Here is a 25,867-nt window from a genome sequence, read left to right on the forward strand (position 1 = left end):
GGGCGGCGAAGCCGCACAACAGCACAGACCACCTCCGGTACCGGGTTCGGGGCCGACGATCGGAGGTCAGGAAAGCGTGGTTGGTCGGGGGACGGGCCGCGCAAGCGAAAGGACTGGAGCGTCGCGTCGGGGGCGACGCCCCAGTCCTTTCGCATGTCGGCAGCCCTCCTGATCGCACGCGCGGTCGTGGCGACGGAGAACACCATCAATCGACTTGGTACTCGCGTCCCACCACCCGGATACTGGTACGCGTGTCCCATTCGATCACGCTGGCCGACTACCGAGCTGCGCTGCGCACACCAGGAGCCACCGCTCCCGTCCTGACCTCCCTGCTGGGGCGGCTGCCGATCGCCATGATCGGCCTGGCCTTGATGCTCTACGTGCAGAAGGAGACGGGGAGCTTCGCCATCGCCGGGCTCGTCTCGGCCGGTGAGCTGGTCGGCGTCGCGTGCGGCTCGGTCGTGCAGAGCCGGGTGATCGACCGGATCGGGCCGAGCCGCCCGATGCTGGTGATGTCCGCGGCGCTCGCGCTGCTCACCACCGCCGAGATCGCCGCCATCGAGGCGGGCGCGCCGGTCGCGGTGCTGACGGTGCTCGGGTTCGCCCTGGGCCTCAGCCAGCCGACGGTCGCGCCGGCTTCCCGCGCGTTGTGGTCGCAGCTCCTGCCCGCCGGAGCCGCCCGGGACGCCGCCTACTCGTACGAGGCGATCAGCATGGAGGTGTTCTTCATCCTCGGCCCCGGCCTGGCCGGGCTGCTGGTCGCGCTGCCGTGGCCCGGGACCGGTGTCGTCGCGGGTTCCGCCTGCATGATCATCGGGAGCCTCGGCTTCGCGGCGACGCCCGCGGCCCGCGGGCTCCGCCCGCAGCGCACCGGCCCGCGCGGCGGGATGCTCGGCGCGTTCCGCGCGCCCGGGATGCGGACGGTGGCGCTGGCCGCGCTCGGCTTCGGCGTCCTCATCGGCTTCGTCGAGGTCGGCGTGCCCGCCTCCGCGGTGCAGGCCGGGGCGCCGAACGCGGGCGGCCTGCTGCTGAGCGCGCTGTCGGTGACGTCGGTGGTGTTCGGCGTGCTGTACGGGATGCGGCCCTGGCCGCGGCCGATGCACCTGCGGTTGCCCGCGCTGCTGCTGGGTTTCGCCGGGCTCGTCGCGCTGCTGGCCGTGCCGGGGTCGCTGTGGGGGCTGTGCCTGGCGCTGCTGCTGGCCGGGTGCCTGATCACGCCGCAGTCGACGGCGCACTCGGTCGCGCTGGACCTGGCCGCGCCCGCGGGCACGGAGACTGAGGCGTTCGGCTGGGTGGTGACGGCGGTGACGCTGGGCTCGGCGGTCGGCCAGTCCGTCAGCGGCAGGCTCGTCGAGACGTCCGGACCTCCGACCGCGTTCCTCGTCGCCGGCCTGGTCGGCGCCCTGCTCGCAGGCGGCCTGTGGCTGCGGCGCGGCACGCTGCTACCCACCCGCGAACCCGCGCTGGCCACCACCTCTTGAGACGGGCGCAGGCGGTCAGGGGCGGCCTTTGACCTTGCCTTTCCAGGTGAGGGATGTCGTTCGTCGTTGTCCTGTCAGCGGCGTAGCCGCTGAGCGGCGACCACGCACGCAACCGGACCACCGGCGGGTTCTCAGCGGCTTCCTCGCGAGGACGGCTTTCTTCCTCGTGGCGGAGCCACTTGGAAAAAAGATCCCGCAGCGAGGAAACCGCTGAGGTTCCGCCAAGCGACCCACTGCTCAAGCCATGACCACCCGCCAGGTCACTTCAGCGTTCGTCGAGTTCCTTGAGGTAGGTGAGTTGGGCTTCGACGCTCCACTCCGCCGCGGTCCACACCGAGGGGTCCACGTCGGCGTAGACGATCTCCACGACCTCGCGGGCCGTGACGCGCGGGCCGTTGTTCCGCACCACCTCGCGGATCTGGCCGAGCCGCTGCTCCCGGTGCGCCAGGTAGCCGGTCGCCGCCGCCGCGACGTCCGGCAGCTCCGGGCCGTGGCCGGGCAGCGCCGCAACGCCCGCGGGCAACGCCGCCAAGGCGCGCAGCGTCGCCAGGTACGACCCCAGGTGCCCGTCCGGGTGGGCGACGACCGTGGTGCCCCGGCCCAGGATGCTGTCGCCGGTGAACACCACCGACGCGCCCTCGTGCTCGGCGCGGAAGCAGACCGAGTCCCTGGTGTGGCCGGGAGCGGCGAGCACTTCGAGCGGCACTCCCGCCGCGTCGACGACCTCGCCGTCGGTGAGCGGTTCCGCCCCGGCGCACAGCTGCGGGTCCAGCGCCCGCACGGGGGCTCCGGTGCGGGCCGCCAGCTCCGCCGCGCCCTCCGAGTGGTCGAAGTGGTGGTGGCTGAGCAGGATCAGCGACACCGGGCCGTGCTCGACGATCCGCTCCAGGTGCGCACCGTCGTCGGGCCCGGGGTCGAGCACGGCGCGCTCGTCGCCCGCGCCGATCAGCCAGGTGTTGGTGCCGTCCAAGGTCATCGGGCCCGGATTGGCGGCCAGCAGCACCGAGGCGAACGGCGTCACCGGCCGCAGCTCGCCGTAAGCGGGGTGGGTCACGGGTCTCACTCCTCGTCCGGGTCGGCGCGGTATCCGGGGTCGCCCGGCAGCACGACGCGCCACGCGCCGTCGCGGTGCACCAGTTGCGGCAGCACCTTGCCCAGCGGGCGCTCCAGTTCCAGCGCGGCGTCGACGCTGCCGCAGGCGCCGACCTCCGACAAGGTCACCCACGTCGGCGGCAGCAGGCCGCAGCGCCGCTGCCGCCAGTCCTCCAGCGCGTCCTCGGGAGTGCGCCAGTACGCGTCCACGGCCTCCGTGGTGACGGCGTCGGCGCGCTGCCCGGCGGGCATCGCCGCCAGGAAGAACCGGGTGTCGTACCGGCGCGGTTCGGCTTCCGGGGTCACCCAGTTCGACCAGGGCCGCAGCAGGTCGGCGCGCAGCACCAGGCCCGCGTCGGCGAGGAACCCGGCCAGCGACAGCTCCTTGGAGACCAGCCTCGGCCGCGCGCCCGCGTACGGGCAGGTGTCGGCGACGACGGACCCGGCGTCGGGCCCGGCCAGCAGGACGCCCGATTCCTCGAACGTTTCGCGGACCGCGGCGCACACCAGGGCGCGGGCGGTCGCCTCGGAGCATTCGAAGCGCCGCGCCCACCACTGCGGCGGCGGGCCGCTCCAGGCCACCGACGCGTCCGCGTCGCGGGGGTCCACGCCACCGCCGGGGAAGACCGTCATGCCACCGGCGAACGGCATGTTCTCGACCCGGCGTTGCAGGAACACCTCGGGCCGGTGCTCGCCGTCGCGCAGCAGCACGACCGTCGCGGCGTCCTTCGGGGTCGCCGGGCGCTCGGGCCGTTCGGGAGGGACGAACCCGTCGGGCAGCGTGAGGTCCTCCGGCAGTCGCACCATGCCGGTCACCTTAAACCGAAGAACATTCGCGAACACCCCTGTGATCAAGATCAACAAATGGGGTGGAGCCGCACCGTTTCCCCTGTCACCCGCCCACATCCCGGCCCCCACGGTCTGCGCGATGATCGGGACACGGGGACGATGACCGAATGAGCGAAGCACTGCGGGTCGGGATCGTCGGAGCGGGGCCGTGGGCGAGGCGCGTCCACGCACCCGGCTTGCACGCGCACCCCGGGATGCGGCTGGCCGCCGTGTGGTCGCGGCGCCCCGACTCCGCGAAATCGCTCGCGTACCAGTACGACGCGGACGTGGCCGACGACTACGACTCGCTGCTGTCCGCCGTGGACGCCGTCGCGTTCGCCGTGCCACCGGCGGTGCAGGGCGAGCTGGCGGTCCGAGCGGCCCGCGAAGGCAAACACCTGGTCCTGGAGAAACCGCTGGCCGGCGACGTGCCCGCCGCGGAGGCCGTGGCCACCGCGGTGCGCCAGAGCGGTGTGGCGGCCCTGCTGATGCTGACCCGCCGGTTCGCGCCCGAAGTCCGGGACTGGCTCACCGGCCTGGGACACCTCGGCGGCTGGACCGGCGGCACCGCGCAGTGGCTCGCGGGCGGACTGCTCGCCGGGGACTACGCGGCGACGCCGTGGCGGCAGGAACGCACCGGGGCGCTGCTGGACGCGGGCCCGCACGCGCTGGACCTGCTCGACGCCGCGCTGGGCCGGATCAACCGAGTGCACCACGCGCGGCGGGACAAGTCGGACACCTGGCAGATGGCCTTCGAGCACGCCAGCGGCGCCAGCAGCACGCTCACCTTGTCGCTGCGCGTACCGGTGCAACCGGCGCTGATCGAGTTCACGCTCTACGGCACGAACGGGAAGTCGCAGCTCACCGGCAGGCGCACCGCCGCGCACGAGTGCTACGCGCAGCTGCTCGACGAATTCCTCGCGATGATCCGCTCCGGCCGCACCGCCCACCCCTGCGACATCCGGCGCGGCCTGCACCTGCAACGAGTCCTCGACGGCGTCCAACGAGCCGCCAACTGACGTCCCCGGCCTGTTTCAGTGGTCAGGTAGCGGAACCTCAGCGTTCTTCTCGCTGCGGGATCAATTTTTCGAGTGGCTCCGCCACACGCAAAATTGCTGTCCTCGCGAGAAGAACGCTGAGAACCCGCGGGTGGTCACCTTGCTCTGGTGGTCGCTGCTCAGCGGCTTCGCCGCTGACAAGCCACCGCTGATCAAGATCACCTGGGTTTGCCGTCTATCGGGGGGAAGCCGCCGGTGGCGGAGCCGCCGGGCATGGTCGTGTTCCACGCGTCCTGGCCCTGGGCCTGCGCGCCGCCCGCGCCGTTGGCCACCGGCTGCGCCTGCTGCTCGCCCGAGCCGCCGCGGTCCTGTTCCCGCTGCGCCAACTCCTCGTGCAGCTTGCGCAGCAGGTTGCGCTCCCGGTCGGTGAGCTTCGCGTCGACCGCGGCGGGGACGCGGGTGTTCTTCCCGCCGCCCTGCTGCTGCGCCTGCTCCCCGGACTTCGCCTGCTCGGCGTCCGGCGCCTGCAGGTCCTCCGGGTTCACCGGGCGTTGCCGCAGCGTCGGCTCGGCGCCCTTCTCGGGCGCTTCGGCGACCGCGGTCTCCCGCACCGGCTCCGGGCGGAGCTGCTCGGGCGCCGGTTCCGGACGGGGCGCGGGGCGGGCGGGCTCGGGACGAGCCTTGGCCTCGCGATGCTCGGGGCGGTGCTCGGCCCGAGGCGGTTCCGGACGAACCGGCTCGGGGCGAACGCGTTCCGGGCGTGCCGAGTCGAGGGAGACGCTGTCAGGAACCGGGGCCTCGACGCGTCTTCCCGGCCCCGCGGCTGGCTCACTCGGAACGTCGCCGCCTCCGGGCTTGCTCCCCGCGGTGGCCCGCGGTGCCCGCGCGTGGTTCGAGGAACCGTTCGGGATCGCCACCTGCGCGACCAGGTCCAAGTGCACCCGGCGCGCGGTGGCCAGCGCATTGCGGTGGTACGGCGGCAGGTCCATCCCGCTGCTGAACACGTCCACCGAGCAGCCCACGCCGGCGCGCCGCAGCGCCTCCAGCAGCTGGTACCCGGCGGCGGTGACCGAACCGTCGGCGCCGACCTCGGCCAGCAGCACCCGACGCGGCACGGCGCCGTAGGTCACGCCCGCCGGAGTCGTCCGCCAGGTGCACCACAGCGCCCGCACCCCGTGCAGGCGTCCCGCGATCGGCGCGATCGCGTCCACCAGCTCGTGATCCGACCGGTCCGCCTCGTGGTTCTCGCTGAACCGGTGCCCTTCGTCCTGCACCGTCTCCACGACGTGCAACCGGTCGGCGGGCGAGTGCGGCGAACCGGATTCGTCCAGCGCCCGGCGCAGGTGGTACTGCTCCGTCGAGGTCACCGGGATGCGGCCTGCCAGCAGGCAGCCGATCAGGAACTCGGCGGCCGAGTCGAGCTGACCGATGCCGAGCATCTCGCGAACCGAATTGACGGCGTCGTCGTCCACCCGGCCGGTCAGGGCCAGCAGGAGGTTGTGCAGGCGTTCCACCGGCCCCGCACCCTCAGCGACGTCCACCACGAATGCCTCCTTCTACGATGCCTGCACCGGCACCGTCAGCCACGATGTCCCACGAGTTCGTCGGCGCCCAAGCACACCAGCGCCGACTCGGCGAGCGCGGCGCGGTGGTAGGCGGTCGGTTCCACCTCGGGTGGCAGCACCTCGACGCACGGCTCGGTGTCCCCGAGCGCGCGCAGGATGCGTTGCAGTTCGCTGGTGAGCTCCACGGGGTCCGCGGAGCCCGTCACCAGGATGATCCGCTTGGGCCGCGTCCCCGGCAGGTGGCGCCAGGAACTGCGGGTCTCGCGCACGCCCTGCCTGCCGCGCAGCGTCGCTCCGAGCACCAGCACCGCGGGGTCGCCCTTGTCGTCCACGTGGGACTCCGCGCGGAAGGTGTACCGGTCCGGGTCCGCGCCCGGCAGCACCGCGTGCACCACGGACGGGTCGGCTCCCAGCGGCAGCAGCGCCTCGGCGAGCCTGCGGTGGTCCGCGTCGGACAGCGCGACGCGTTCTCGCACCAGCGTCGCGGGCAGCGAGCGCGCGAGCACATCGGCGGCGCCACCCGCCAGCCAGTCCCGATAGCGCCAGAGATGCCGATCCGGCAGCCGCCCGGCAAGTCGAAGCAGCAACTCGTGGCACAAGAGGTCCGTTTCGCGTACCGCCACGTCGCCCCCTCCCAGCTTCGTTCGCTCGTCACCCGGTGCGAGCGACACTCGCACCCCTCACGCCGCGAGCACTCGATCAGGGCAGACCCTCTCTCGCCGCGTAGCGGATGAGCAAGCCCGACCGATCACTCGCCGGTATTGATACCGCCGTTCGGGTGACCCGCGTGTGATCACTCGAAGTAGCGGCGCCCGAAGCGTACTGGTTGGTAGAGCGCGCCCGGGGCGTACCTGGCAAGAAACTCGGGCAACCCCCAGTCGAGATCCGGACCAATCGGTCCGGGCGGGCGGCGCCGGAACGGGAAAGGGCCGCGGTGCCAACGCACCGCGGCCCTTCGTCCCGCGTCGAGAGTCCGTTGTGGACCGTCGACCGACGAGCGTCCGCGAACCGGAATCCGTTCGCAGACGATCGATCACGCGACCTCGACGATCATCTCCACCTCGACCGGCGCACCGACGGGCAGCTCGGCGACGCCGACGGCGGACCGGGCGTGGATGCCCGCGTCGCCGAAGATCTCCCCGAGCACCTCCGACGCACCGTTGATCACACCGGGCTGCCCCGTGAAGCCCTCCGCGGAGGACACGAAGCCGACGACCTTCACGATCCGCACGATCGCGTCCAGCCCGACCAGCGCATCCACCGCCGCGAGCGCGTTGAGCGCGCACGTGCGGGCGTGCTCCTTCGCCTCGTCCGCGTCGACCTCCGCGCCGACCTTGCCCGTCGCGGCGAGCTCGCCGCCGACGAACGGGAGCTGACCGGAGGTGAACACCTGCGATCCGCTGCGCACCGCGGGCACGTACGCCGCGACCGGCGTCGCGACCTCCGGCAGCTCGATGCCCAGTTCGGCCAGCCGCTGCTTCCAGGCGCCCACGGTCAGGACTCCTTCGAGCGCTTCAGGTAAGCGACGTGCTGCTCACCGGTCGGCCCCGGCAGGACGGAGACGAGCTCCCACCCGTCCTCACCCCACTGGTCCAGGATCTGCTTGGTCGCGTGGGTCAACAGCGGCACGGTCGCGTACTCCCATTTGGTCATGCCCGCCAGCGTAGAGACGCCTCGCCAACGACGCGCCGCTGGCCCGCACCGCCGCGCTCCCCGCTCGGGGACGCCCGCCCCACTCCCGAGCGCGACCGAAATGCGACCGAGGATTCACACGTTCGCGGCTCGTGGATCGCCGGATCGGGCTAGCTTCCGTCCCATGGAGACCTGGCGAATCGTGGCGATCGCGCTGACGCTCGTCATCGGCACCCTGCTGATCATGGACTCGGTCGGCAAGATCCGCGGTGAGCGGGCGCGGCGCCGCACCCGGCGCCTGCGCACCGGCGTCCGCGGCGTGGTGCTGCTGGCCGCGAGCACGGCCCTGGTCGCCACCGTGCTCCCGGCGACCGCGGTGTGGGCGCTGCTCGTGGGCACCGCGCTGATCATGTCGGTCCGCTTCGTCATCGACTGACCCGCGCCGGGACGACCGCGCCGCGACGGCGTCACGATCGCCCGCGCCGTTCGTCCCCCTCCTGGAACGCCCGCGGTGAGCCGTCGGCGTGCGCGCAGGACTACTCAGACCGGAGCCCGCCGGACCGTCCCGCGTCTGAGCACTGCGCATCCGCGGCTGCGTAGAAATGCCGAGGCGCGACGAGGAGATGGCTGCTACGTGCGGGAGACAGCACCCCGGAACCCCGCCTACGCTGATCGTGTGACCGGATGGAACGCCGAACTCGACGACGCTCGGCTGCACATCGTCAGCGGCAAGGGCGGCACCGGCAAGACCACGGTCGCCGCGGCGCTGGCGCTGGCGCTGGCGACCGGAGGCCGGCGAGTGCTGCTGGTCGAGGTCGAAGGCCGCCAGGGCATCGCGCAGCTTTTCGACACCGCACCGCTGCCGTACTCCGAGGAGACGATCGCCGCGGCGCCCGGCGGAGGTGAGCTGCGGGCACTGGCCATCGACGCGGAACCGGCGCTGCTGGAGTACCTGTCGATGTTCTACAACCTCGGCTTCGCCGGCCGAACGCTCAAGCGGATGGGCGCGATCGAGTTCGCCACCACCCTGGCCCCCGGCCTCCGGGACGTGCTGTTCACCGGCAAGGTCAAGGAGTGCGTGGGGCGCACCGACGAGCACGGCCGCCACGTCTACGACGCGGTCGTGCTGGACGCGCCGCCGACCGGGCGGGTCGTGAAGTTCCTCGACGTCACCCGCGCCATGGCCGACCTGGCGAAGGTCGGTCCGATCCACGGGCAGAGCGAGGGCGTGGTGCGGCTGCTGCACTCCGCGGAGACCGTGGTGCACCTCGTGTCGCTGCTCGAAGACCTGCCGGTCCGGGAGACCTTGGAGGCCGTCGCCGAGCTCGACGCCGCCGATCTGCGGCCCGGCGCGGTGCTGCTCAACCGCGTGCGCCCCGGCCACCTGCCCGCCCGCTCGGTGGCGGCGGCAGCGGCGGGCCGGGTCGACGCGGACCGGTTGCGCTCCGGCTTGGAGGCGGCGGGCGTGCAGGTCGACGACGACCTGCTGGCCGGGCTCACCGACGAGACCGTGGAGCACGCGGTGCGCGCCCAGGCCGAGCGGGAGGCCGAGCAGCGGCTCGCCGCCACCGATCTGCCGAACGTGGCGCTGCCCGATCTGACCGCCGGGATCGACGTGGCCGAGCTCTACGAGCTGGCCGAGATCCTCACCGAACACGGCGTCGGGAGACCACGATGACCGCCCCCGCCGCGCTCGACGTCGACGCGCTGCTCGACGACCCGGAGAACCGGATCGTGGTGTGCTGCGGCTCCGGCGGCGTCGGCAAGACCACCACGGCCGCCGCGCTCTCGGTGCGCGCCGCCGAACGCGGCCGCAAGACCGTCGTGCTGACCATCGACCCGGCTCGTCGGCTCGCGCAGGCGCTCGGCATGCGGGAGCTCGACAACCAGCCGCGCCAGGTGGTCCTCGACGACTTCGAGCCCACCGGTGATCTGAACGCGATGATGCTGGACATGCGGCGCACCTTCGACGACATGGTGCTCGCGCACGCCGGGCGGGAGCGGGCCCGGCAGATCCTGGAGAACCCCTTCTACCAGACCATTTCCACGTCGTTCTCCGGCACGCAGGAGTACATGGCGATGGAGAAGCTGGGCCAGCTCGCGGCTTCCGGCGAGTGGGACCTGATCATCGTGGACACTCCGCCGAGCCGATCCGCGCTGGACTTCCTGGACGCGCCGCAACGGCTGTCCACGGTGCTCGACGGCCGGTTGATCAAACTGCTGTCCTCCCCCGCCAAGGCGGGCGGCAAGGGGCTCCGCAAGATCGTCGGCGCCGGGTTCGGGATGTTCTCCAAGGCCGTGTCCACCGTCATCGGCGGCCAGCTGCTGTCCGACGCCTCGGCCTTCGTGCAGGCCTTCGATTCGACGTTCGGCGGGTTCCGGGAACGCGCCGACCACACCTACCGGCTGCTGCGCTCCCCCGGCACGTCGTTCGTCGTGATCGCAGCGCCGGAGCCGGACGCGTTGCGGGAGGCCTCGTTCTTCGTGGAACGGCTCACCGCGGAGGGCATGCCGCTGGCCGGCCTGGTCGCGAACCGGACGCATCCGGTGTTCGCCGAGCTGACCGGCAGCAGGGCGCTGTCGGCCGCCGAAGAGCTCGATTCCGCCGGGAACTCGCCGCTGGCGGCGGCCGTGCTGCGGGTGCACGCGGACCGCGTCGCGGTCGCCGACCGGGAACGCCGGATGCTCGCCCGGTTCACCCGCGCGCACCCGGAGGTGTCGTGGGTGGGCGTGCCCGCGCTTCCCGCAGATGTGCATGATCTCGACGGCTTGCGAGAGATCGGCCGCCGACTCGCAGTGGAATAATCCAAAAATTCTACCCAGCAGGAATCCGCAGCTCGGTGATCACAATCCACCGAAATCCGGTCCGCTGAACGAGTGAACCGGGATTCCGGGCGGCTCGAAGAATCGAGCCGCCCGGCCCGTGCTCACGACGGGCGAATCAGCCCACCTGGTACTCGTCGATGTCCGCGTAGTCGTCTCGCGCGGCTTCCAGAAGCTCACGCCAGTTGCGGACTTCCGGCCGTCGGCGCAACAACGCGCGCCGCTCCCGCTCGGTCATTCCACCCCAGACACCGAACTCGATCTTGTTGTCGAGCGCCTCTCCGAGGCACTCCGTCCGCACCGGGCAGCCGAAGCAGATCATTCGCGCTTTGCGCTGCTCAGCTCCCCTGACGAACAACTGGTCCGGATTTTCATCCCGGCATGCTGCCTGAACACGCCAGTCCCCCTGCTCGAACATAAGGCTCCCCCAGCTCCTCACTGGATCGTCGGCGACCGAATTTCGTCCGGAGCCCCCCGGCACCGGATGCTGCGACGCATGTCGCGCCGCAACGATGCTGTCGCTGGACGTGGACGAACTTTAGAGCCCCCCGGTTCCATAACCAACCAAGGGTTGTCGCTCCGTTATCTTTGACCCTCATCACATCGGGCGGAACCCACCAAAGACGGCGTGTTGATGTCGGTAAAACCACTTAGTCTTGCCGTCGTGCGTGTCCGGGACAGCTTGCTGAAGCTCTTCGGCCTGTGTGTGCTCGCAGGAGTTCTCGTCGCCGGGATGCTCTTCCCGGCCGCGGGAGCCCTAGGGGTGGTGTCCAACCGCGCTGGTGACGCGGTGAACAACATCTCCTCCGAGCTGATGACGCAGGACCCGCCCCTCGTGACCACGGTCACCGACCGGGCGGGTGTGCCGATCGCCTACCTATTCGATCAGAACCGGACGCCCGCGGCGCCGGATCAGATCTCCGACTCGATGAAGGCCGCGATCATCGCGATCGAGGATCGGCGGTTCTTCGACCACGAAGGCGTCGACTGGGCGGGCACCGTGCGCGCCGCGATCACCAACCAGATGTCCGGTGAGATCGCGCAGGGCGGCTCGACGCTCACCCAGCAGTACGTGAAGAACTACCAGGTGCACGTGGTCGCCGCCGACGACCCGATCAAGCAGGCCAAGGCCGTCGAGCAGACCCCGGCGCGCAAGCTGCGGGAGATCCGCATCGCGCTGCAGCTGGAGAAGCGGCTCGGCAAGGAGGAGATCCTCGCCCGCTACCTGAACGTGGTGCCGTTCGGGAACCAGACCTACGGCGTCGCCGCCGCGTCCCGGGCCTACTTCAACACCACCCCGGACAAGCTCGACGTCCCGCAGTCCGCGCTGCTGGCAGGCATCGTCAACAGCCCCAGCGCCCTCAACCCGGAGACGAACCCGCAGGAAGCGACCCTGCGGCGCAACATCGTCATCGACACGATGCAGGCGCAGCACCGGATCGACCAGCGCACCGCGGACGCCGCCCGCGCCGCTCCGCTCGGCATCGTCTCGCCGGTCAACGCGCTGCCGAACAACTGCGTCGGAGCCGGCCCCGCCGACGGCTTCTTCTGCAAGTACGTCATCGACTACCTGCAGAACGCCGGGTTCGCCGAGCAGGAACTGCGCACCGGCGGCTACACGATCCGCACCACGCTGGACCAGAAGGCGACGAACGCGGCGAAGGCCGCCGCCGAGAAGCACGTGCCCAAGGACACCAAGGGCATCGCGAACGTGATGGCGGTCGTCGAACCCGGCAAGGACAAGCACGAGGTGCGCGCACTGGTGGCCAACCGCGACTTCGGCAACGACGCCGAACGCGGCCAGACCTCGTACGCGCTGCCCAGCGGCGTGGCGAAGTTCGGTGCCGGATCCGTGTTCAAGGTGTTCACGGCGGCCGCCGCCTTGGAGAAGGGGATGGGGATCAAGAACACCATCCAGGCTCCGGGCAACTACACCTCGACCGTGTACCGCAACGGTTCCGCCCCCTACACCGTCGGCAACGCCGAAGGCGTCAACCCCGGCCCGCGGACCTTGCAGAAGGCCCTCGCCACCTCGCCGAACACCGCGTTCGTCGCGCTGGAGGAACGGGTCGGCCTGGATCAGACCGTCGACATGGCGACCCGGCTGGGCATGCGGCAAACGCTGCTGCACTCGAACTTCAGCGGTGATCCGATGGCGCCGAACGGGGCGAACGGGCCGGCGATGGGCGACGTCGTCAAGGAGAAGAAGATCGGGGCGTTCACGCTCGGCTTCGGGCCGACCAGCCCGCTGGAGCTGGCGAACGTCTCCGCGACCCTGATGAGCGGCGGCACCTGGTGCCCGCCGACGCCGGTCGACCAGATCGTCGACCGCAACGGGAACCCGATCTCGATCACCGAGGACCCCTGCGAGCAGGCCGTCGACGAAGGCCTCGCGAACGCGATGGCGGTCGGCATGAGCCAGGACGACCAAGCGGGCGGTACCGCCTACGGCGCCGCGAACAACGCGGGCTGGACCCGGCCGATGGCGGGCAAGACGGGAACCACCGAAGCCCACCAGTCCGCCGGGTTCATCGGTGCCACCCCGCAGTTCGCCGGTTCGGTGCTGACGTTCTCCGACGGGAACAACCCGCAGGGCATCTGCGACAGCACGCCACCGGCGCTGTGCGGTGCCAACGGCGGCAACATCTACGGCGGCAAGGTGCCCGCGCGCACCTGGTTCGACGCGATGAAACCGATCCACGAAGGGTTGCCCACGGCCCCGCTGCCGGAGGTCACCGACCGGTACGAGAACGGCGGCGACGAGTTCCAGGTGCCCAACGTCGTCGGCATCAGCGCCGATCGGGCCAAGCGCGCGCTGGAGAAGGCCGGGTACAAGGTCGAGCAGCGGTCGGTCAACAGCGAACGCCGGAAGGGCTCGGTGACCAGCCAGACCCCGCGCGGTTTCGCCCTGCCCGGCGAGACGGTGACGCTGTCGGTCAGCACCGGCTACGTCCCGCCGCCGTCGCCCGCTCCGAAGCCACCGCCGCCCCCGCAGCAGCCGCCCCCGCCGGGCGAGCCGGGACGGCCGCCGGGCGAGCAGCAGCCGGATCCGCCGTTCATCCCGATCCCGCCGGGCATCTTCCCGCCGTGACCCGCTGCCTACACTCGGCGGTTGTGACGGACACGCAGGTGAGCACGCGGCGCGTGCGCTCCCGGTACCGGTTGCTCCGGGTCTCCGAGGTCGAGCGGGTCACCCCGCGGATGGTGCGGGTGGTGCTCGGCGGGGAAGAGCTCGCCGACTTCGACAGCACGGGCAGCGATCAGCGGATCAAGCTGTGCCTGCCGCGGCCCGGCCAGCCGACCCCGCTGGGCCGCGACCGGGCGGAGGTGTTCGCGCTGCCGCGCGAGCAGCAGCCGAAGCAGCGCACCTACACGGTCCGCTGGTTCGACGCGGCGCGGCGGCGGCTCGCGATCGACCTGGTGGTGCACGACCACGACGGCCCCGGCTCCACCTGGGCGAGCACCGTCCGGCCCGGTGATCAGATCGTGGCGGTCGGGCCGAGCCCGTCGTACCAGGCGGATCCGGCGGCGGACCGGCTCGTGCTCGCCGGGGACGAGACGGCGCTGCCCGCGATGCTGGCGATGGTCGCCGAACTGGACGAACGCGCTCGGGTGCAGGTGTTCGCCGAGATCGCCGACGAGGCGGAGCGCCAAGAGGTCCGCACCCGGGCGGACGTGACGTGGACCTGGCTGCACCGGGACGGCGTTCCCGCGGGGCGCAGCACGGTGCTGGCCGACGCCGTGCGGGCCGCCGACCTCGGCCCGCGGCCGGACGTGTGGGTGGGCGCGGAAGCCGAGGCGGTGCACCACATCCGCGAGCACTGCCAGCGGGAGCTCGGGCTGGACCGCCGCCGGGTGTACGCGCTGGCGTACTGGCGCCGCGCCGACCCGGCCTGATCGGGCGGCGGGCTCGTCGCGGAGGGCTCGCGGGACCCGATCCCCGAGCGCGAGGGCGGCCCGCGCGCTCGCCCGGCGGGCCCCATCCCGAGCGTCGTCGGCCCACCACCGGCCGTAGGCTGGAAGGCGTGAACAAGCTGGGTCGGATCATGCTCGCCGGCGGCGCCGTGGGTGCCGCGACCTTCGGTTACGCCGCAGGTGTGGAACGAAGGCACTGGACGCTACGACGCGCCACCGTCCCGGTGCTCGCCGAAGGTGCTCCCGAGCTGCGCGTCCTGCACATCTCCGACCTGCACATGATGCCGAACCAGCGGTCCAAGCAGCGCTGGGTCGCCGCGCTGGCCGAGCTGGACCCCGACCTGGTGGTCAACACCGGGGACAACCTCGCCCACCCGCAGGCCGTTCCCGCCGCGCTGCGCGCGATGGGCTCGCTGCTGGACCGTCCCGGCGTGTTCGTGTTCGGCAGCAACGACTACTACGGCCCGAAGCCGAAGAACCCCGCGCGCTACCTGCTGCCGTCGGCGAAGACGAAGCGGATCCACGGTGATCCGCTGCCGTGGCGGGACCTGCGGGCGGCGATGACCGAGCGCGGCTGGGTGGACGTGACGCACCGCTGGCACGACATCGAGATCTCCGGCATCCGGATCCACATCGCCGGCCTGGACGATCCGCACCTGAAGCGGGACAAGTACTCGAAGATCGCGGGCACGCCCCCGCAGGAGTCGCAGCTGAGCCTGGGCCTGACCCACTCGCCGGAGCCGCGGGTGCTCGACGCGTTCGCCGACGACGCCTACGACCTGGTGCTCGCCGGGCACACCCACGGCGGCCAGCTGCGGGTGCCGGGCTACGGGCCGATCGTGACGAACTGCGAGCTGGACCGGGCGCGGGCGCGCGGCGCGTCGACGTGGGGCGACCGGATGCACCTGCACGTCTCGGCGGGCCTCGGCACCTCCCCGTACGCGCCGGTGCGCTTCGCCTGCCCGCCGGAGGCGACGCTGTTGACGCTGGTCCCGCGTTCGAAGGGCGGCTCGCTGAAGTCCACCGGCCTGTTCGGCAACCCCCCTTCCGGGGCACGCGCGAACATCCGCTAGACTTCCCTTCAGCGGCGGACAAGTACCCGAGAAGTTCCCGCTGAGTGATCGGGGTGTGGCGCAGCTTGGGAGCGCGCTTCGTTCGGGTCGAAGAGGTCGTGGGTTCAAATCCCGCCACCCCGACAGGTAAAGGGCCTGGTCAGGACTCCAGCAGGAGTTCCGGCCAGGCCCTTTTTCGTGTTCGGACCGCCTCTCGGGAGACCCCCGGGAGACGAATCGTCTCCCGTGCTCCCGGTGGCTTCAGGGGACCGGGTCGAAGGGGGCTCGGTCCGGCTGGCAGATCGTGCCCTCGGCGGGCAGCGCGCCGTCGGCGAAGTAGGCGTTCAACGCCCCGTCGATGCAGGCGCTCTCCCCGCGGGCGCCGTGCCCGAACGAGTCGAGCGTGAGCAGCCGGGCGTCGGAGAGCAGCTCGGACACCTTCTGCGCGTCGTCGTACGGCGTGGCCGGATCACCCTGCCGGTTGCCGATGACCAGCACCGGCCCGGCCGTCTCCCGATCCCACGGACCCGTGTAGCGGTCCGGGTCGGGTCCGCCGGGCCACTGCGCGCAGGCCAGCGACATGTACGTCCAGAACCGGCCGAAACCGCGGCCGACCTCGTCGGCACGTCGCGCGTAGTCGGACCACACCCGCGGGTCGCGGGGGTTGCTGCTGTCGTTGCACATCACGCCGAGCATCTGCTCCTCCCCCGCTGCGCCCCCTCGCGGAGCGGAAGGAACCGGCACGACCGGTGCTCGCTCGGCGGTGGCGCCGGGCAGGGAGAGTTCGTGCAACTGCTGCAGGAATTGCGCGAGCATCGTCGACACCGAGGCGCTGTTGAGTCCGCGCCATGTTCTGATCACGGCCGTCTGATAAGTGATCTCCCTCGAGGTCCCGTCGGGCTGGGGGAGCGTGACGGGCTGGATCAGCAGCCGGTCCAGCAGCGCGTCGTACTTGCCGAGCAGATCGGCACCCGGCTCCCGGAAAGCGCAGCGCTCATCTGCCGCGCACGCGTCGAGGAACGTGCGCAGCGCCCGCTGGGCCCCGCCGTAGGCGCCCATCCGGAAGCTGAACGGTTCGGCCGCCGCCTCCGGCCGGTATCCGGTGGTCCATTCGATCGGGTCGGCCACGGCGTCGATCGCCACCGATCCGACCCGCTCCGGGAACAGGTTCGCGTACACCGTGCCGAGGTGGCTTCCGTAGGAGATGCCGTAGTAGTCGAGCCGGTCCTCCCCCACCGCCGCGCGCAGCAGGTCGAGATCACGAGCCACGTTGGCCGTCGAAACGTGGTTCAGCAGCGGCCCCGCGTTCCGGGCGCACTGCTCGACTCCGCGCGCGGTGTCCTCGACCACGGCCCGTTCCTGTTCCAGGGTCACGGGAAAGGTGTCCATCGCTTGGAAGCCGTCGCCGGGCTCGGTGAAGCAGCTCAACCCGGCGCTCTCCCCGACGCCGCGCGGGTCGAAGCCGACGATGTCGAACCGCTGGTGCAGGTCAGGAGTCAGTTCCGGCGCGAACCTGCCGCTGCCTCCGGGGCCGCCGGGGTTGTAGAAGATCGTGCCGAGCTTGTGCTCCTGATCCACCGCGGGCAACCTGCCCACGGCAAGCCGAACCCGCTCCCCCGCCGGGTCCTGATAGGACAACGGCACCTCGGCCGTGGCGCATTCGTAGCCGGGCGCGAGCTCGCACGGTGCCCAATCCAGCGCCGGGACGGCCGCCCCGTTGGTGCGCAGCGGAGCAGGTGCCGCCCCCGCGTCGGACGGTCCCGCGAACGCGGCCGGGGTGAGCGAGCCCGCGACGAGCGTGGCGACGAGCACCGCCGTCCCGCGCGCTGAGTGCCGCTGCTGCATGTGTTGTTCCCTCTCGGTCGAGATGCATGCGGAAGTCGATCGAAGGGAACGTTCGCAGCCGACGAACAGCGCGCACCTCATCCGGCGGGCCGTCCGGGGTCGGCCGATCGGCCGGAACGCCCGACGGAACGCGGAACGCGATCTCGGCCGGGAGCGCCGGGGCGGCGCGGCGTCGGTGGGATCGGGCAGGATCGGCGGGGTGAGCACCTACCCAGACGCGAAGATTCCGGAAGAGCTGTTCGACGACGCCGAGCGGGAGGCTCGGTGGCGGGCGCGGTTCAGCGCGCCGCGGGTGTCGCTGCCGGACTGGGCGCGGGACGCGCCGGGGCGCAACCTGTACGTCTCCAACTCCAGCGGCACCTGGGAGTTGTACGCGTGGGACCGGGATTCCGGGGAGCACCGCCAGGTCACCGACCGTCCGAACGGGACGTTCCACGGCACGCTCTCCGCCGACGGCACGCGCGTGTGGTGGTTCGACGACACCGACGGCGACGAGTTCGGGTCGTGGGTGAGCGAGGACTTCGCCGCCACCGGCGGGAAGGCCGAGGCCGCGCTGCCCGGGGTGCACGCCGGCTACCCGGCGGGCCTGGAGCTGGGGCCGACGGTCACCGGGGTCGGCATGTCCACCGACGACGGCGTCACGGTGTGGGTGGCGCGCTCGGGCGGTGCGCCGGAGGTCGTCTACGAGCACGAGCAGGACGGCGGGCTGTCCTCGCTGTCCTGGGACGAGAGCCTGCTGGTGCTCTCGCACTCCGAGCACGGCGACAGCAGGCACCCGGCGCTGCGGGTGCTGCGGGTGGACGGCGCGGAGACCGTCGCGGACAAGTGGGACGGGCCGGGCCTGGGCCTGGACGCGCTGGACTTCGCGCCGGTCGCGGGAGATCCGCGGCTGCTGGTGCTGCACGAGCGCCACGGCCGCGAGGAGCTGCTGATCTGGGACGTGCTGGCCGACACCGAGCGGGAGATCGACCTGGGGCTGCCCGGCGAGGTCTCCGCGGACTGGTACCCGGACGGCACCGCGCTGCTGATCGCGCACACCCACCACGCGCGCACCACGATGCACCGCTACGACCTGGAGGCGGGCGAGCTGACCGAGCTGTCCACCCCGGCCGGGACGGTCGGCAACGCGTCGGTGCGCCCGGACCGCTCGGTGGAGTACTCGTGGTCGTCGGCGGCCACGCCGTCGCTGGTGCGGACGTTGAGCGCGGACGGTGCCGACGAGGTGCTGCTGACTCCTCCCGGTGAGCGCCCACCGGGGTCGCAGCCGGTGACCGACGTGTTCGTACCGGTGCCCTACGGCCCGAACGACGCGGTGCACGCGCTGGTCTCCCGCCCGGCCGACGCCGACGGGCCGGTGCCGACGGTGTTCAACCTGCACGGCGGCCCGCACGCGGCGGACGAGGACCGGTTCTCGGCGTACCGGGCCGCGTGGCTGGACGCGGGCTTCGCCGTCGTCGAGATCAACTACCGGGGTTCGACGGGCTACGGCTCGGCGTGGCGGGACGCGATCGAGGGCAGGCCGGGCCTGACCGAGCTCGCCGACGTCGCCCACGTGCACGACTGGGCGGTCCGCGAAGGGCTCACGACCCCCGCGTTGAGCGTGGTCGCCGGGGCTTCGTGGGGCGGCTACCTGACGTTGCTGGCGCTGGGCACGCAGCCGGAGCGCTGGGCGGGCGGCGTCGCCGGGGTGCCGGTGGCGGACTACGTGTCGGCCTACGCCGACGAGATGGAGCCGCTGCGCGCCTACGACCGCGCGTTGTTCGGCGGTTCGCCGGAGGAGATCCCGGCGGTGTACTCGGAGTGCTCGCCGCTGACCTACGTGGACGAGGTGCGCGCTCCGGTGCTGGTGCTGGCCGGGGACAACGATCCGCGGTGCCCGATCCAGCAGATCTTGAACTACCTGGACCGGCTCGTCGAGCGCGAGGTTCCGTTCGAGTTCTACCGCTACGACGCGGGCCACGGCTCGCTGGTGGTGGCGGAGACCTTGCGGCAGGTCGCGGCGGAGATCCACTTCGCGCGTCGCGCCGTCGGCCTCGGCTGAGGTGCCGCCCGGCCCGCCCTCCGCTCTCAGCGGTTGGCGGGCCGGTGGTCCTCGCCGTGGAGACCGCGCGGCTCAGTCGGCGAGCGCCTCCTCCGGTTCGAGGAACTCGCGCAGGTCGGCGCGCAGCTGCGGGGTGTCCTCGTGGCCGTGCACCGCGACCGCGTGCGCGACGGCGGCCTGCACCACCTCGTCCTCCTCCCCGCTGATGGTGAGCGTGCAGCCCACCTCGCTCGGGTACTTCCGGCAGTCCGCCACTTTCCTGGTCATGACCGACTCCTCTCCGAGAGCGCTGCGCTCGACCGTGGCCCCGCCGGATGTTCGGGGGAAGAGGACTTGGTCACCGCCGTCCACGCGCGTGCAGCGGATCGGTGAGCCCGGCCGGCCAGGGCCGGCGCAACCGCACCGTCGGCGCGTCGTCCGGCACCGGAGCGGACAGGTCGCCGCTGAGCACGCGGCCCGCCGGGACGTCGTGCCGGACCGGCCAGGCCGCCACGGCGTCGAGCCGCGACGTCGGCTCGCCCCCGAGCACCACGACCCGATCCGCGAGTTCGGCCAGCTCCGGATCATGGCTGATCAGGATGGTCGTGCGGGTGCGGGCCAGCGCGCGCAGCGGGGCGACGACCTTGCTCTTCGACGCCGCGTCCAGCCCGTTGGTCGGCTCGTCGAGCACCAGCACCGGGGTGCGGCGCAGCACCGCGCGGGCGATCGCGATGCGGCGGCGCTGGCCACCGGACAGCAGCGCGCCCCGCTCGCCGAGCATCGTGTCGTAGCCCTCGGGAAGCGCGCGGACGAACTCGTCGGCGTCGGCTTCCCGCGCGGCGGCGACGACCTCGGCGCGGGTGGCCTCCGGCCGCGCGAACGCGATGTTGTCCGCCACCGTCGCGTGCAGCACGTCCGCTTCCTGCGGCACCAGGCCGATCTGGTCGCGCACCGCGTGCAGCGGCAGCCGGGTGAGGTCCACGCCGTCGAGCAGCACGCGCCCGGCCTCCGGGTCGTAGAACCGCAGCAGCAACCGCGCCAGCGTCGACTTCCCCGCCCCGCTCGGCCCGGTGATCAGCACGAACTCGCCCGGCCGGACGTGCAGCCGGAAGTCCCGCAGCGCGGGTTCGGCCGCCTGCGGATAGCGGAAGGCGACCCGGTCGAACTCGACGGCGCGTCCGGACCGGCTCGGCGGCAGCCCGGCGGTGCCGATCGGCGCGTCGGCCACCGCGGGCCGGGCGTCGAGCAGTTCGATCAACCGCTCCGATCCGGCGCGGGCGGCGGTGACGGCCATCGTGATGCGGCCCAGGTCCTGCAGCGGCGGGTACAGGTAGCCGATGTAGGCGGCGAAGGCCATCAGGCCGCCGAGGGTGATGCGCTCGGCGGAGATCTCCCAGACCCCGACGCCGATGACCAGCAGGATGCACACCGTCTCGACCATCGTCACCAACGGCGGGTACAGCGCGGACAGCCGCGCCTCGGCCAGCTTCGCGCGGAACCAGCGCGTCGAGGCGGCGCGCAGCTTCGCGTCCTGGTTGTGCTGCTGGTTGCCGGCCTGCACCAGCTCGACGTGCGAGAGCCCTTCCGCCACGACGGTGGCGATCTCGCCGTTGCCGGCGCGCTCCTCGCGGGACGCGGTGCGCATCCCGGCGGAGAAGCTGCGGGCCACCAGCCAGAAAGCGGGGGCGAGCGCGAAGGACAGCAGCGCCAGGTCCCAGCGCAGGTACAGGGCGGCTCCGGCGTAGAGCACGACGCTGAACAACGCGGTTCCCGTCTCCACCATTCCGGAGGCGACGAGCCTTTCCACCGCTTCCACATCACCCGACAACCGGGCCACCAGATCACCCGTTCTCCGGCGCGCGAAGAAATCGGGCGACAATCGTTGGACGTGCGCGAAAACGTGCGCTCGCAAGCGCACCAAGAATCGTTCGGCGGCGCGCGTGGCGAGATAAGTCCCGCCGAAGGAGGACGCCGCGCCGAACCCCGCGATGCCCAACCAGGACAGGCCCGGCGTCCAGAACGCGTCGAGGCTGCCCGCGGCCAGCGCCTCGTCGGTGATCAGCATGAACATCCAGATCGCCGCGGTGTCGGCCAGCGCGGCCAGCACCAGCAGCGCCGCCGCCACCAGCAGCCCACCGCGTTCCGCCCGCAAGAACGGGCGGAACCGGGCGAACACCTCGCGCAGTCCCGGCGCAGCGGTCATCGTTCACCTCCTCGGAGTCCCAGGAGGGCCGGCGGCGATGCGGACGCCGCCGGCCGCTCCGGAACCGGTCACTTCCGCGGCGGCTCGCCCGGAGCGGGGCGGTGCGGACGCGGGAAGTGCGGGCGCTTACCGGGAACGGGAATGGGGAAACCCATCGTGCGACCTCCTGGTCGTGATTTATTCTCTTTCGCCGGTTCCGTTCGGATCCGACGAGAACGAACCTACCGACGCCATTCCGCCGAATTCGACGCGAAAGCACTGCCAATCGACTGGGAACCGGCTGGACGAAAACCCGACGCCCGGTCGGAATTCGAATTCACAGCGCATTCCCACCCGGCGCCGAGCCAGCTCCCAGGCGGCGCCGGTAGCGACGTGTGCCACGTCGCACGCCGAGTGACGCACAACGCGGAATACCTGCGCGTGCAAGTGTGTCGGTACAGGTATGAGCCATCTCTTCGACCCGCTGAAGCTGGGCGACACCGCGATCCGCAACCGCGTCTGGGTCTCCCCCATGTGCACGTACTCCGCCGTGGACGGCCTGCCGAGCGACTGGCACCTCGTGCACCTCGGCCAGTTCGCCCTCGGCGGCGCCGGACTGGTCATGGCCGAAGCGACCGCCGTCGCACCGGAAGGCCGCATCAGCGCGGGCGACGCGGGCCTGTGGAACGACGAGCAGGCCACCGCCTGGCGCCGGGTCACCGACTTCCTGCGCGAGCACGGCGCCACCCCCGCCGTGCAGCTGGCGCACGCGGGCCGCAAAGCGTCGACCACCGCGCCCTGGGAAGGGGGCGCGACGCTGCCCGAGTCCGACGGCGGCTGGCGGACCGTGAGCTCCACCTCGAACGCGTTCGGCGAACTCGCCGCCCCGCGCGCGCTCACCGAGGACGAGGTCGCCGCGCTGCCGCAGCAGTTCGCCGACGCCGCGCGGCGCGCCGACGAAGCAGGCTTCGAGGTCATCGAGCTGCACTTCGCGCACGGCTACCTGGCGCACCAGTTCTACTCACCGCTGATCAACGACCGGACGGACCGCTACGGCGGCGACTTCGACGCCCGCACCCGAATCCTGCTGGAGATCGTCGACGCGGTGCGCGCCGTGTGGCCGGAAGGCCGCCCGCTGCTGGCCCGGCTGTCCGCGACGGACTGGGTCGAAGGCGGCTGGACCGGGGACGACTCGGTGCGGCTGAGCCGGTCGCTGGCGCGGCACGGCGTGGACCTGATCGACGCGTCCACCGGCGGTGCCGTCCCGGACGCGCAGATCCCGGTGAGCTCCGGCTACCAGACCCGATTCGCCCGGCAGATCAAGATCGAGGCCGAGGTGCCGACCGGCGCCGTCGGCCTGATCACCTCGCCGGAGCAGGCCGAGGAGGTCGTGACCTCGGGTTCGGCGGACGCGGTGCTGCTGGCCCGCGAACTGCTGCGCGACCCCCACTGGCCGCTGCACGCCGCGGACCGCCTGCGCTCGGCGAACCTCTGGCCCAAGCAGTACGAACGCGCTCGGCGGGGGTGAGGGGGTCGTTCTGCTTTGGTGTCCGGGTAGCGGAACCTCAGCTTCCTTCTCGCTGCGGGATCTTTTTCCCAAGTGGCTCCGCCACGAGGGAAAAAGCTGTCCTCGCGAGAAGGAAGCTGAGAACCCGCCGGTGAGCGGCTTTTCGACGTGGGCTATTCGCTTCGCGAATACAGGCACGGCTACGCCGCAAGGCAGACTTCGCTTCGCTCGTCCACTGCACGGCTTCGCCGTTGGGGGCTTCTCCTGCACATGAGGACGGCCGGGGGTTCGCTCGTGGGAGCGGACGCCCGGCCGTTCTTCGGGTCCGGTCAGGACTCCGTCAGCTGGGCCTGCCACATCCAGTGGGACTTCTCCAGCTCCTGGGCGATGCTGATCAGCAGGTCCTGCGAGACCAGGTCCGTCTTGTCCGTTTCGTCGATCCGGGCGCGGAGGCGGCCGATGAGCACTCCCAGCGCCTCCACAATGGCGGCCACGATCTCGCGGTCGGTGTGCCAGCCCTGTTCGAGCGTCGGCAGCCCGGAGTTCTTCGACACCGTCGACGCCCGGCCATCGGCCGAGACGCCCAGCGCTGCGGCGCGCTCCGCCACGTCGTCGGCGAAGCCGCGAGCGGCCGTGACCAGCTCGTCGAGCTGCAAGTGCACGTCGCGGAAGAACCGGCCCACCACGTTCCAGTGCGCCTGCTTCGCCACCAGGTGCAGATCGATCAGGTCGACCAAGGTGCCCTGCAGCGCCTTGCCGGTGATGTCCTTGTCGGAGTCGTTGAGCGGGCTGGTGATCGGAGATTGGGACGCGGTCATCACGTACCTCCTCGTACCGGGTGCGCAGTCGGTTCGGGTTCCACCTGGCGGGTACCCGGCGCGCCGCGGATCAATCACCGCCCGGCGAAAGCGCAGGTCAGCCGCGGTGCTCGGCGAACTCCACGAGCTGAGTGCCGATCATGCGCAGCGTCCCGGCGAGCTTCGGGTCCGAGCACTCCCCGTCCGGCCCGAACCGGACCTCGCTGGAGTTCACCGCCGCGCCCAGCGGCGTCGGCCACCCGCGCAGCGAGTGCACCACCGAGCGCAACGCCTGCAAGGTCGTCACCGAGGCCTGCCAGCCGTACGCCGCGCCCACGCAGCCGACGGCACGGCCGTCGAAGTACGGCCGCTCGTCGTCGCGCAGGTCCTCGACGTAGTCGACGGCGTTCTTCATCAACCCGGAGATGGTGCCGTGGTAGCCCGGCGAGGACAGCACCACGCCGTCGGCGGTGCGCAGCGCGGCCACGAGTTCCTTCGCCGCGTCGGTCCGTTCGGCGACGTGCGGGTCGTAGAACGGCAGGACCAGGTTCTCGCCACCGATGGCCCGCACCGTCGCGCCCGCTTCGCGCGCCCCGTCGAGGACGGCGTGCATGGCGCGCTCGGACTGCGAGTCCGGGCGCACCGAACCGCCGATTCCCACCACGGTCACGGTCATCGTTCGATCCTTCCATCAGACGGCGCCCGATCCCACCCGGACGTTGATCACGCTACGACCTCCAGTCAGCTCCAAGTCAAAGGTTCGAGCAGGTGTCCCGGGCCACAACTACTTGCTAGTAGCCTCACCGGCACGGTCCGTTCCCGGGAGGTCTTCACCCATGTCGAAAGTCGTCGAACTGATCCCGCCGAAGCTGCGTCCCCGCGTTCTCGGCGCCGGGCTGCACGCGGCGTTCGCGCTGCCCCGCCCGCTGCGCCGGTTGATCGCGGGCGCCCCGCTGCGGCTCGACGGCCAGGAGCTCTCCCTCGACGCCCAGCTGCTGCTCGCGATGCAGAAGCTCACCGGCAGCACCCGGCTCTCCGCCGACACCCCCGAGCTGGCCCGCGAGCAGATGACCCAGTCCAGCGGCATCGTCAACCGCGCCCCGCTGACCGGCGTCGCCGTCGGCGAACGCAGCATCCCCACGCCGAACGGGGAGCTCGCGGCCCGGTTGTACCGGCCGCAGGAACTGACCGAGCACAGCCCGCTGCTGGTGTTCTTCCACGGCGGCGGCTGGGTCATCGGCGACCTCGACAGCCACGACGACCTGTGCCGGTACTTCGCCAAGACCGCCGGGGTGCGGGTGCTGTCGGTGGACTACCGGCTGGCCCCGGAAGCGCGCTTCCCCGCCGCGTTCGACGACGCGCTGGCCGCGTTCCGCTACGCCGTGGACAAGGCGGGCGAACTGGGCACCCGGCCGGACCTGATCGCCGTCGGCGGCGACAGCGCGGGCGGCAACCTCGCCGCAGCCGTCTCGTACCACACCACGCGGCAGGCGGAGCGCGCTCCGGCGTTCCAGCTGCTGATGTACCCGGCGGTGGACGCGTCGGTGCGGCGCCGCTCGCGGGAGCTGTTCGGCGACGGGCTGCTGCTGACCGACGGCGACATGACCTGGTTCCTCGACCAGTACACGGGGCCCGCCCTCGACCGCACGGACCTGCGGCTGTCGGTGCTGCTGGCCGAGGACCTCAGCGGCCTGCCGCCGGCGCACGTGGTGACCGCGGGGTTCGACCCGCTGCGCGACGAAGGCGAGGAGTACGCGCGGCGGCTCGCGGAAGCCGGTGTGCCGGTGGTGGCCCGCCGCTTCGACGACCTGATCCACGGCTTCGGCAACCTCCGCCAAGCAGGCACCCGCTTCAACGAAGCCCTCAGCGAAATCGCCGGAACACTACGAGCAGGCCTCTCCCTCAACACCCCAGCGAAGTAACCGGCCGAGCGCTCATAGCCCGCCGCACGACGAGCGCTCTTGGTCGTTCGTCTTGTCAGCGGCGAAGCCGCTGAGCAGTGACCACCAGAGCAGCCGGACCACCCGCGGGTTCTCAGCGTTCTTCTCGCGAGGACGGCTTTTTCCCTCGTGGCGGAGCCACTCGGGAAAAAGATACCGCAGCGAGAAGAAAGCAGAGGGTAAGCCACCC

Annotated in this window: 24 protein-coding genes and 1 tRNA gene; 12 read left to right on the forward strand and 13 right to left on the reverse strand. The window is 71.7% G+C overall.

Translation table 11 applies throughout. The annotated features are described in order from the left end of the window. The first annotated feature begins 251 nt into the window (after positions 1 to 251). Entirely contained in the window at positions 252 to 1,481 is a 1,230-nt protein-coding gene (locus tag ACWD38_RS13165; RefSeq protein WP_184483620.1) for an MFS transporter, read from the forward strand. 265 nt (positions 1,482 to 1,746) lie between these two features. On the opposite strand, the gene ACWD38_RS13170 is transcribed toward ACWD38_RS13165, so the two are convergent. Together ACWD38_RS13170 and ACWD38_RS13175 are read right to left on the reverse strand one after the other, a co-directional pair. Next, positions 1,747 to 2,535 (reverse strand): MBL fold metallo-hydrolase, encoded by a 789-nt coding sequence (locus tag ACWD38_RS13170; RefSeq protein ID WP_184483622.1) that lies wholly within the window; start codon positions 2,533 to 2,535, stop codon positions 1,747 to 1,749. A 5-nt stretch (positions 2,536 to 2,540) separates the two neighbouring features. Beyond that, the gene (locus ACWD38_RS13175) at positions 2,541 to 3,380 is read right to left on the reverse strand and encodes an NUDIX hydrolase (protein WP_184483624.1); all 840 of its coding nucleotides are present in this window, start codon (positions 3,378 to 3,380) and stop codon (positions 2,541 to 2,543) included. A gap of 149 nt (positions 3,381 to 3,529) precedes the next feature. On the opposite strand from ACWD38_RS13175, the gene ACWD38_RS13180 reads away from it, so the two are divergent. Continuing rightward, the gene (locus tag ACWD38_RS13180; protein ID WP_184483626.1) at positions 3,530 to 4,420 is read left to right on the forward strand and encodes a Gfo/Idh/MocA family protein; all 891 of its coding nucleotides are present in this window, start codon (positions 3,530 to 3,532) and stop codon (positions 4,418 to 4,420) included. Between the two features lie 197 nt (positions 4,421 to 4,617). Here ACWD38_RS13180 and ACWD38_RS13185 read toward each other — a convergent pair whose 3' ends face one another. The 4 genes from ACWD38_RS13185 to ACWD38_RS13200 form a co-directional block, all read right to left on the reverse strand. After that, positions 4,618 to 5,943: a hypothetical protein gene (locus ACWD38_RS13185; protein WP_343071611.1), complete on the reverse strand. Its 1,326-nt coding sequence runs from the start codon at positions 5,941 to 5,943 to the stop codon at positions 4,618 to 4,620. Positions 5,944 to 5,978: 35 nt separating this feature from the next. Continuing rightward, positions 5,979 to 6,587, reverse strand: coding sequence for a hypothetical protein (locus ACWD38_RS13190; protein WP_184483628.1), 609 nt, complete (start codon positions 6,585 to 6,587; stop codon positions 5,979 to 5,981). A 410-nt stretch (positions 6,588 to 6,997) separates the two neighbouring features. Beyond that, the gene (locus tag ACWD38_RS13195; RefSeq protein WP_184483630.1) at positions 6,998 to 7,456 is read right to left on the reverse strand and encodes an Atu1372/SO_1960 family protein; all 459 of its coding nucleotides are present in this window, start codon (positions 7,454 to 7,456) and stop codon (positions 6,998 to 7,000) included. Positions 7,457 to 7,458: 2 nt separating this feature from the next. Next, the gene (locus ACWD38_RS13200) at positions 7,459 to 7,617 is read right to left on the reverse strand and encodes a DUF4177 domain-containing protein (RefSeq protein WP_221315950.1); all 159 of its coding nucleotides are present in this window, start codon (positions 7,615 to 7,617) and stop codon (positions 7,459 to 7,461) included. A gap of 163 nt (positions 7,618 to 7,780) precedes the next feature. Between ACWD38_RS13200 and ACWD38_RS13205 the strand changes: the two genes are divergently transcribed. From ACWD38_RS13205 to ACWD38_RS13215, 3 genes are all read left to right on the forward strand, one after another. Further along, on the forward strand, positions 7,781 to 8,032 hold the full coding sequence (locus ACWD38_RS13205) for a hypothetical protein (RefSeq protein ID WP_184483632.1): 252 nt from the start codon (positions 7,781 to 7,783) through the stop codon (positions 8,030 to 8,032). Positions 8,033 to 8,272: 240 nt separating this feature from the next. Continuing rightward, positions 8,273 to 9,274: an ArsA-related P-loop ATPase gene (locus ACWD38_RS13210; protein ID WP_184483634.1), complete on the forward strand. Its 1,002-nt coding sequence runs from the start codon at positions 8,273 to 8,275 to the stop codon at positions 9,272 to 9,274. Beyond that, a complete protein-coding gene (locus ACWD38_RS13215; RefSeq protein ID WP_184483636.1) occupies positions 9,271 to 10,401 on the forward strand; it encodes an ArsA family ATPase in 1,131 nt (376 codons plus the stop codon). Before ACWD38_RS13210 ends, ACWD38_RS13215 begins: the two co-directional genes overlap by 4 nt. 136 nt (positions 10,402 to 10,537) lie before the next feature. Here ACWD38_RS13215 and ACWD38_RS13220 read toward each other — a convergent pair whose 3' ends face one another. Next, positions 10,538 to 10,837 carry a WhiB family transcriptional regulator gene (locus tag ACWD38_RS13220; RefSeq protein WP_184483638.1) on the reverse strand — a complete coding sequence of 100 codons (300 nt, stop codon included), beginning with the start codon at positions 10,835 to 10,837 and terminating at the stop codon, positions 10,538 to 10,540. Between the two features lie 246 nt (positions 10,838 to 11,083). On the opposite strand from ACWD38_RS13220, the gene ACWD38_RS13225 reads away from it, so the two are divergent. The 4 genes from ACWD38_RS13225 to ACWD38_RS13240 all read left to right on the forward strand — a co-directional run bounded on the left by ACWD38_RS13225 (position 11,084) and on the right by ACWD38_RS13240 (position 15,530). Then, positions 11,084 to 13,510 (forward strand): transglycosylase domain-containing protein, encoded by a 2,427-nt coding sequence (locus ACWD38_RS13225; protein ID WP_343071612.1) that lies wholly within the window; start codon positions 11,084 to 11,086, stop codon positions 13,508 to 13,510. A gap of 23 nt (positions 13,511 to 13,533) precedes the next feature. After that, a complete protein-coding gene (locus ACWD38_RS13230; RefSeq protein WP_343071613.1) occupies positions 13,534 to 14,316 on the forward strand; it encodes a siderophore-interacting protein in 783 nt (260 codons plus the stop codon). Positions 14,317 to 14,453: 137 nt separating this feature from the next. Continuing rightward, complete coding sequence (locus tag ACWD38_RS13235) at positions 14,454 to 15,407, forward strand: metallophosphoesterase (protein WP_425503619.1); 954 nt, start codon at positions 14,454 to 14,456, stop codon at positions 15,405 to 15,407. A 49-nt stretch (positions 15,408 to 15,456) separates the two neighbouring features. Further along, positions 15,457 to 15,530: transfer RNA gene (locus ACWD38_RS13240), tRNA-Pro, on the forward strand. 117 nt (positions 15,531 to 15,647) lie between these two features. Here the strand turns inward: ACWD38_RS13240 and ACWD38_RS13245 are convergent. Beyond that, positions 15,648 to 17,231 carry an alpha/beta hydrolase gene (locus ACWD38_RS13245; RefSeq protein WP_450124120.1) on the reverse strand — a complete coding sequence of 528 codons (1,584 nt, stop codon included), beginning with the start codon at positions 17,229 to 17,231 and terminating at the stop codon, positions 15,648 to 15,650. 199 nt (positions 17,232 to 17,430) lie between these two features. Between ACWD38_RS13245 and ACWD38_RS13250 the strand changes: the two genes are divergently transcribed. Next, the gene (locus tag ACWD38_RS13250) at positions 17,431 to 19,272 is read left to right on the forward strand and encodes a prolyl oligopeptidase family serine peptidase (RefSeq protein ID WP_184483642.1); all 1,842 of its coding nucleotides are present in this window, start codon (positions 17,431 to 17,433) and stop codon (positions 19,270 to 19,272) included. A 72-nt stretch (positions 19,273 to 19,344) separates the two neighbouring features. Here the strand turns inward: ACWD38_RS13250 and ACWD38_RS13255 are convergent, their stop codons facing one another. Both ACWD38_RS13255 and ACWD38_RS13260 read right to left on the reverse strand, forming a co-directional pair. Next, entirely contained in the window at positions 19,345 to 19,539 is a 195-nt protein-coding gene (locus tag ACWD38_RS13255) for a DUF1059 domain-containing protein (protein ID WP_184483644.1), read from the reverse strand. Positions 19,540 to 19,609: 70 nt separating this feature from the next. Next, positions 19,610 to 21,454 (reverse strand): ABC transporter ATP-binding protein, encoded by a 1,845-nt coding sequence (locus ACWD38_RS13260; RefSeq protein WP_450124121.1) that lies wholly within the window; start codon positions 21,452 to 21,454, stop codon positions 19,610 to 19,612. A gap of 442 nt (positions 21,455 to 21,896) precedes the next feature. Between ACWD38_RS13260 and ACWD38_RS13265 the strand changes: the two genes are divergently transcribed. Beyond that, complete coding sequence (locus tag ACWD38_RS13265; RefSeq protein ID WP_184483648.1) at positions 21,897 to 22,961, forward strand: NADH:flavin oxidoreductase/NADH oxidase; 1,065 nt, start codon at positions 21,897 to 21,899, stop codon at positions 22,959 to 22,961. 308 nt (positions 22,962 to 23,269) lie between these two features. On the opposite strand, the gene ACWD38_RS13270 is transcribed toward ACWD38_RS13265, so the two are convergent. Together ACWD38_RS13270 and ACWD38_RS13275 are read right to left on the reverse strand one after the other, a co-directional pair. Further along, positions 23,270 to 23,758: a Dps family protein gene (locus tag ACWD38_RS13270; RefSeq protein WP_450124122.1), complete on the reverse strand. Its 489-nt coding sequence runs from the start codon at positions 23,756 to 23,758 to the stop codon at positions 23,270 to 23,272. Between the two features lie 97 nt (positions 23,759 to 23,855). Next, a complete protein-coding gene (locus tag ACWD38_RS13275; RefSeq protein WP_184483652.1) occupies positions 23,856 to 24,413 on the reverse strand; it encodes an NADPH-dependent FMN reductase in 558 nt (185 codons plus the stop codon). A gap of 160 nt (positions 24,414 to 24,573) precedes the next feature. Between ACWD38_RS13275 and ACWD38_RS13280 the strand changes: the two genes are divergently transcribed. Continuing rightward, positions 24,574 to 25,659: an alpha/beta hydrolase gene (locus ACWD38_RS13280; protein WP_450124123.1), complete on the forward strand. Its 1,086-nt coding sequence runs from the start codon at positions 24,574 to 24,576 to the stop codon at positions 25,657 to 25,659. Between the two features lie 12 nt (positions 25,660 to 25,671). On the opposite strand, the gene ACWD38_RS13285 is transcribed toward ACWD38_RS13280, so the two are convergent. Beyond that, a partial coding sequence (locus ACWD38_RS13285; RefSeq protein WP_450124124.1) for a hypothetical protein occupies positions 25,672 to 25,867 on the reverse strand: 196 nt, incomplete at its 5' end.

Source organism: Saccharopolyspora sp. NPDC002578, assembly GCF_053592695.1.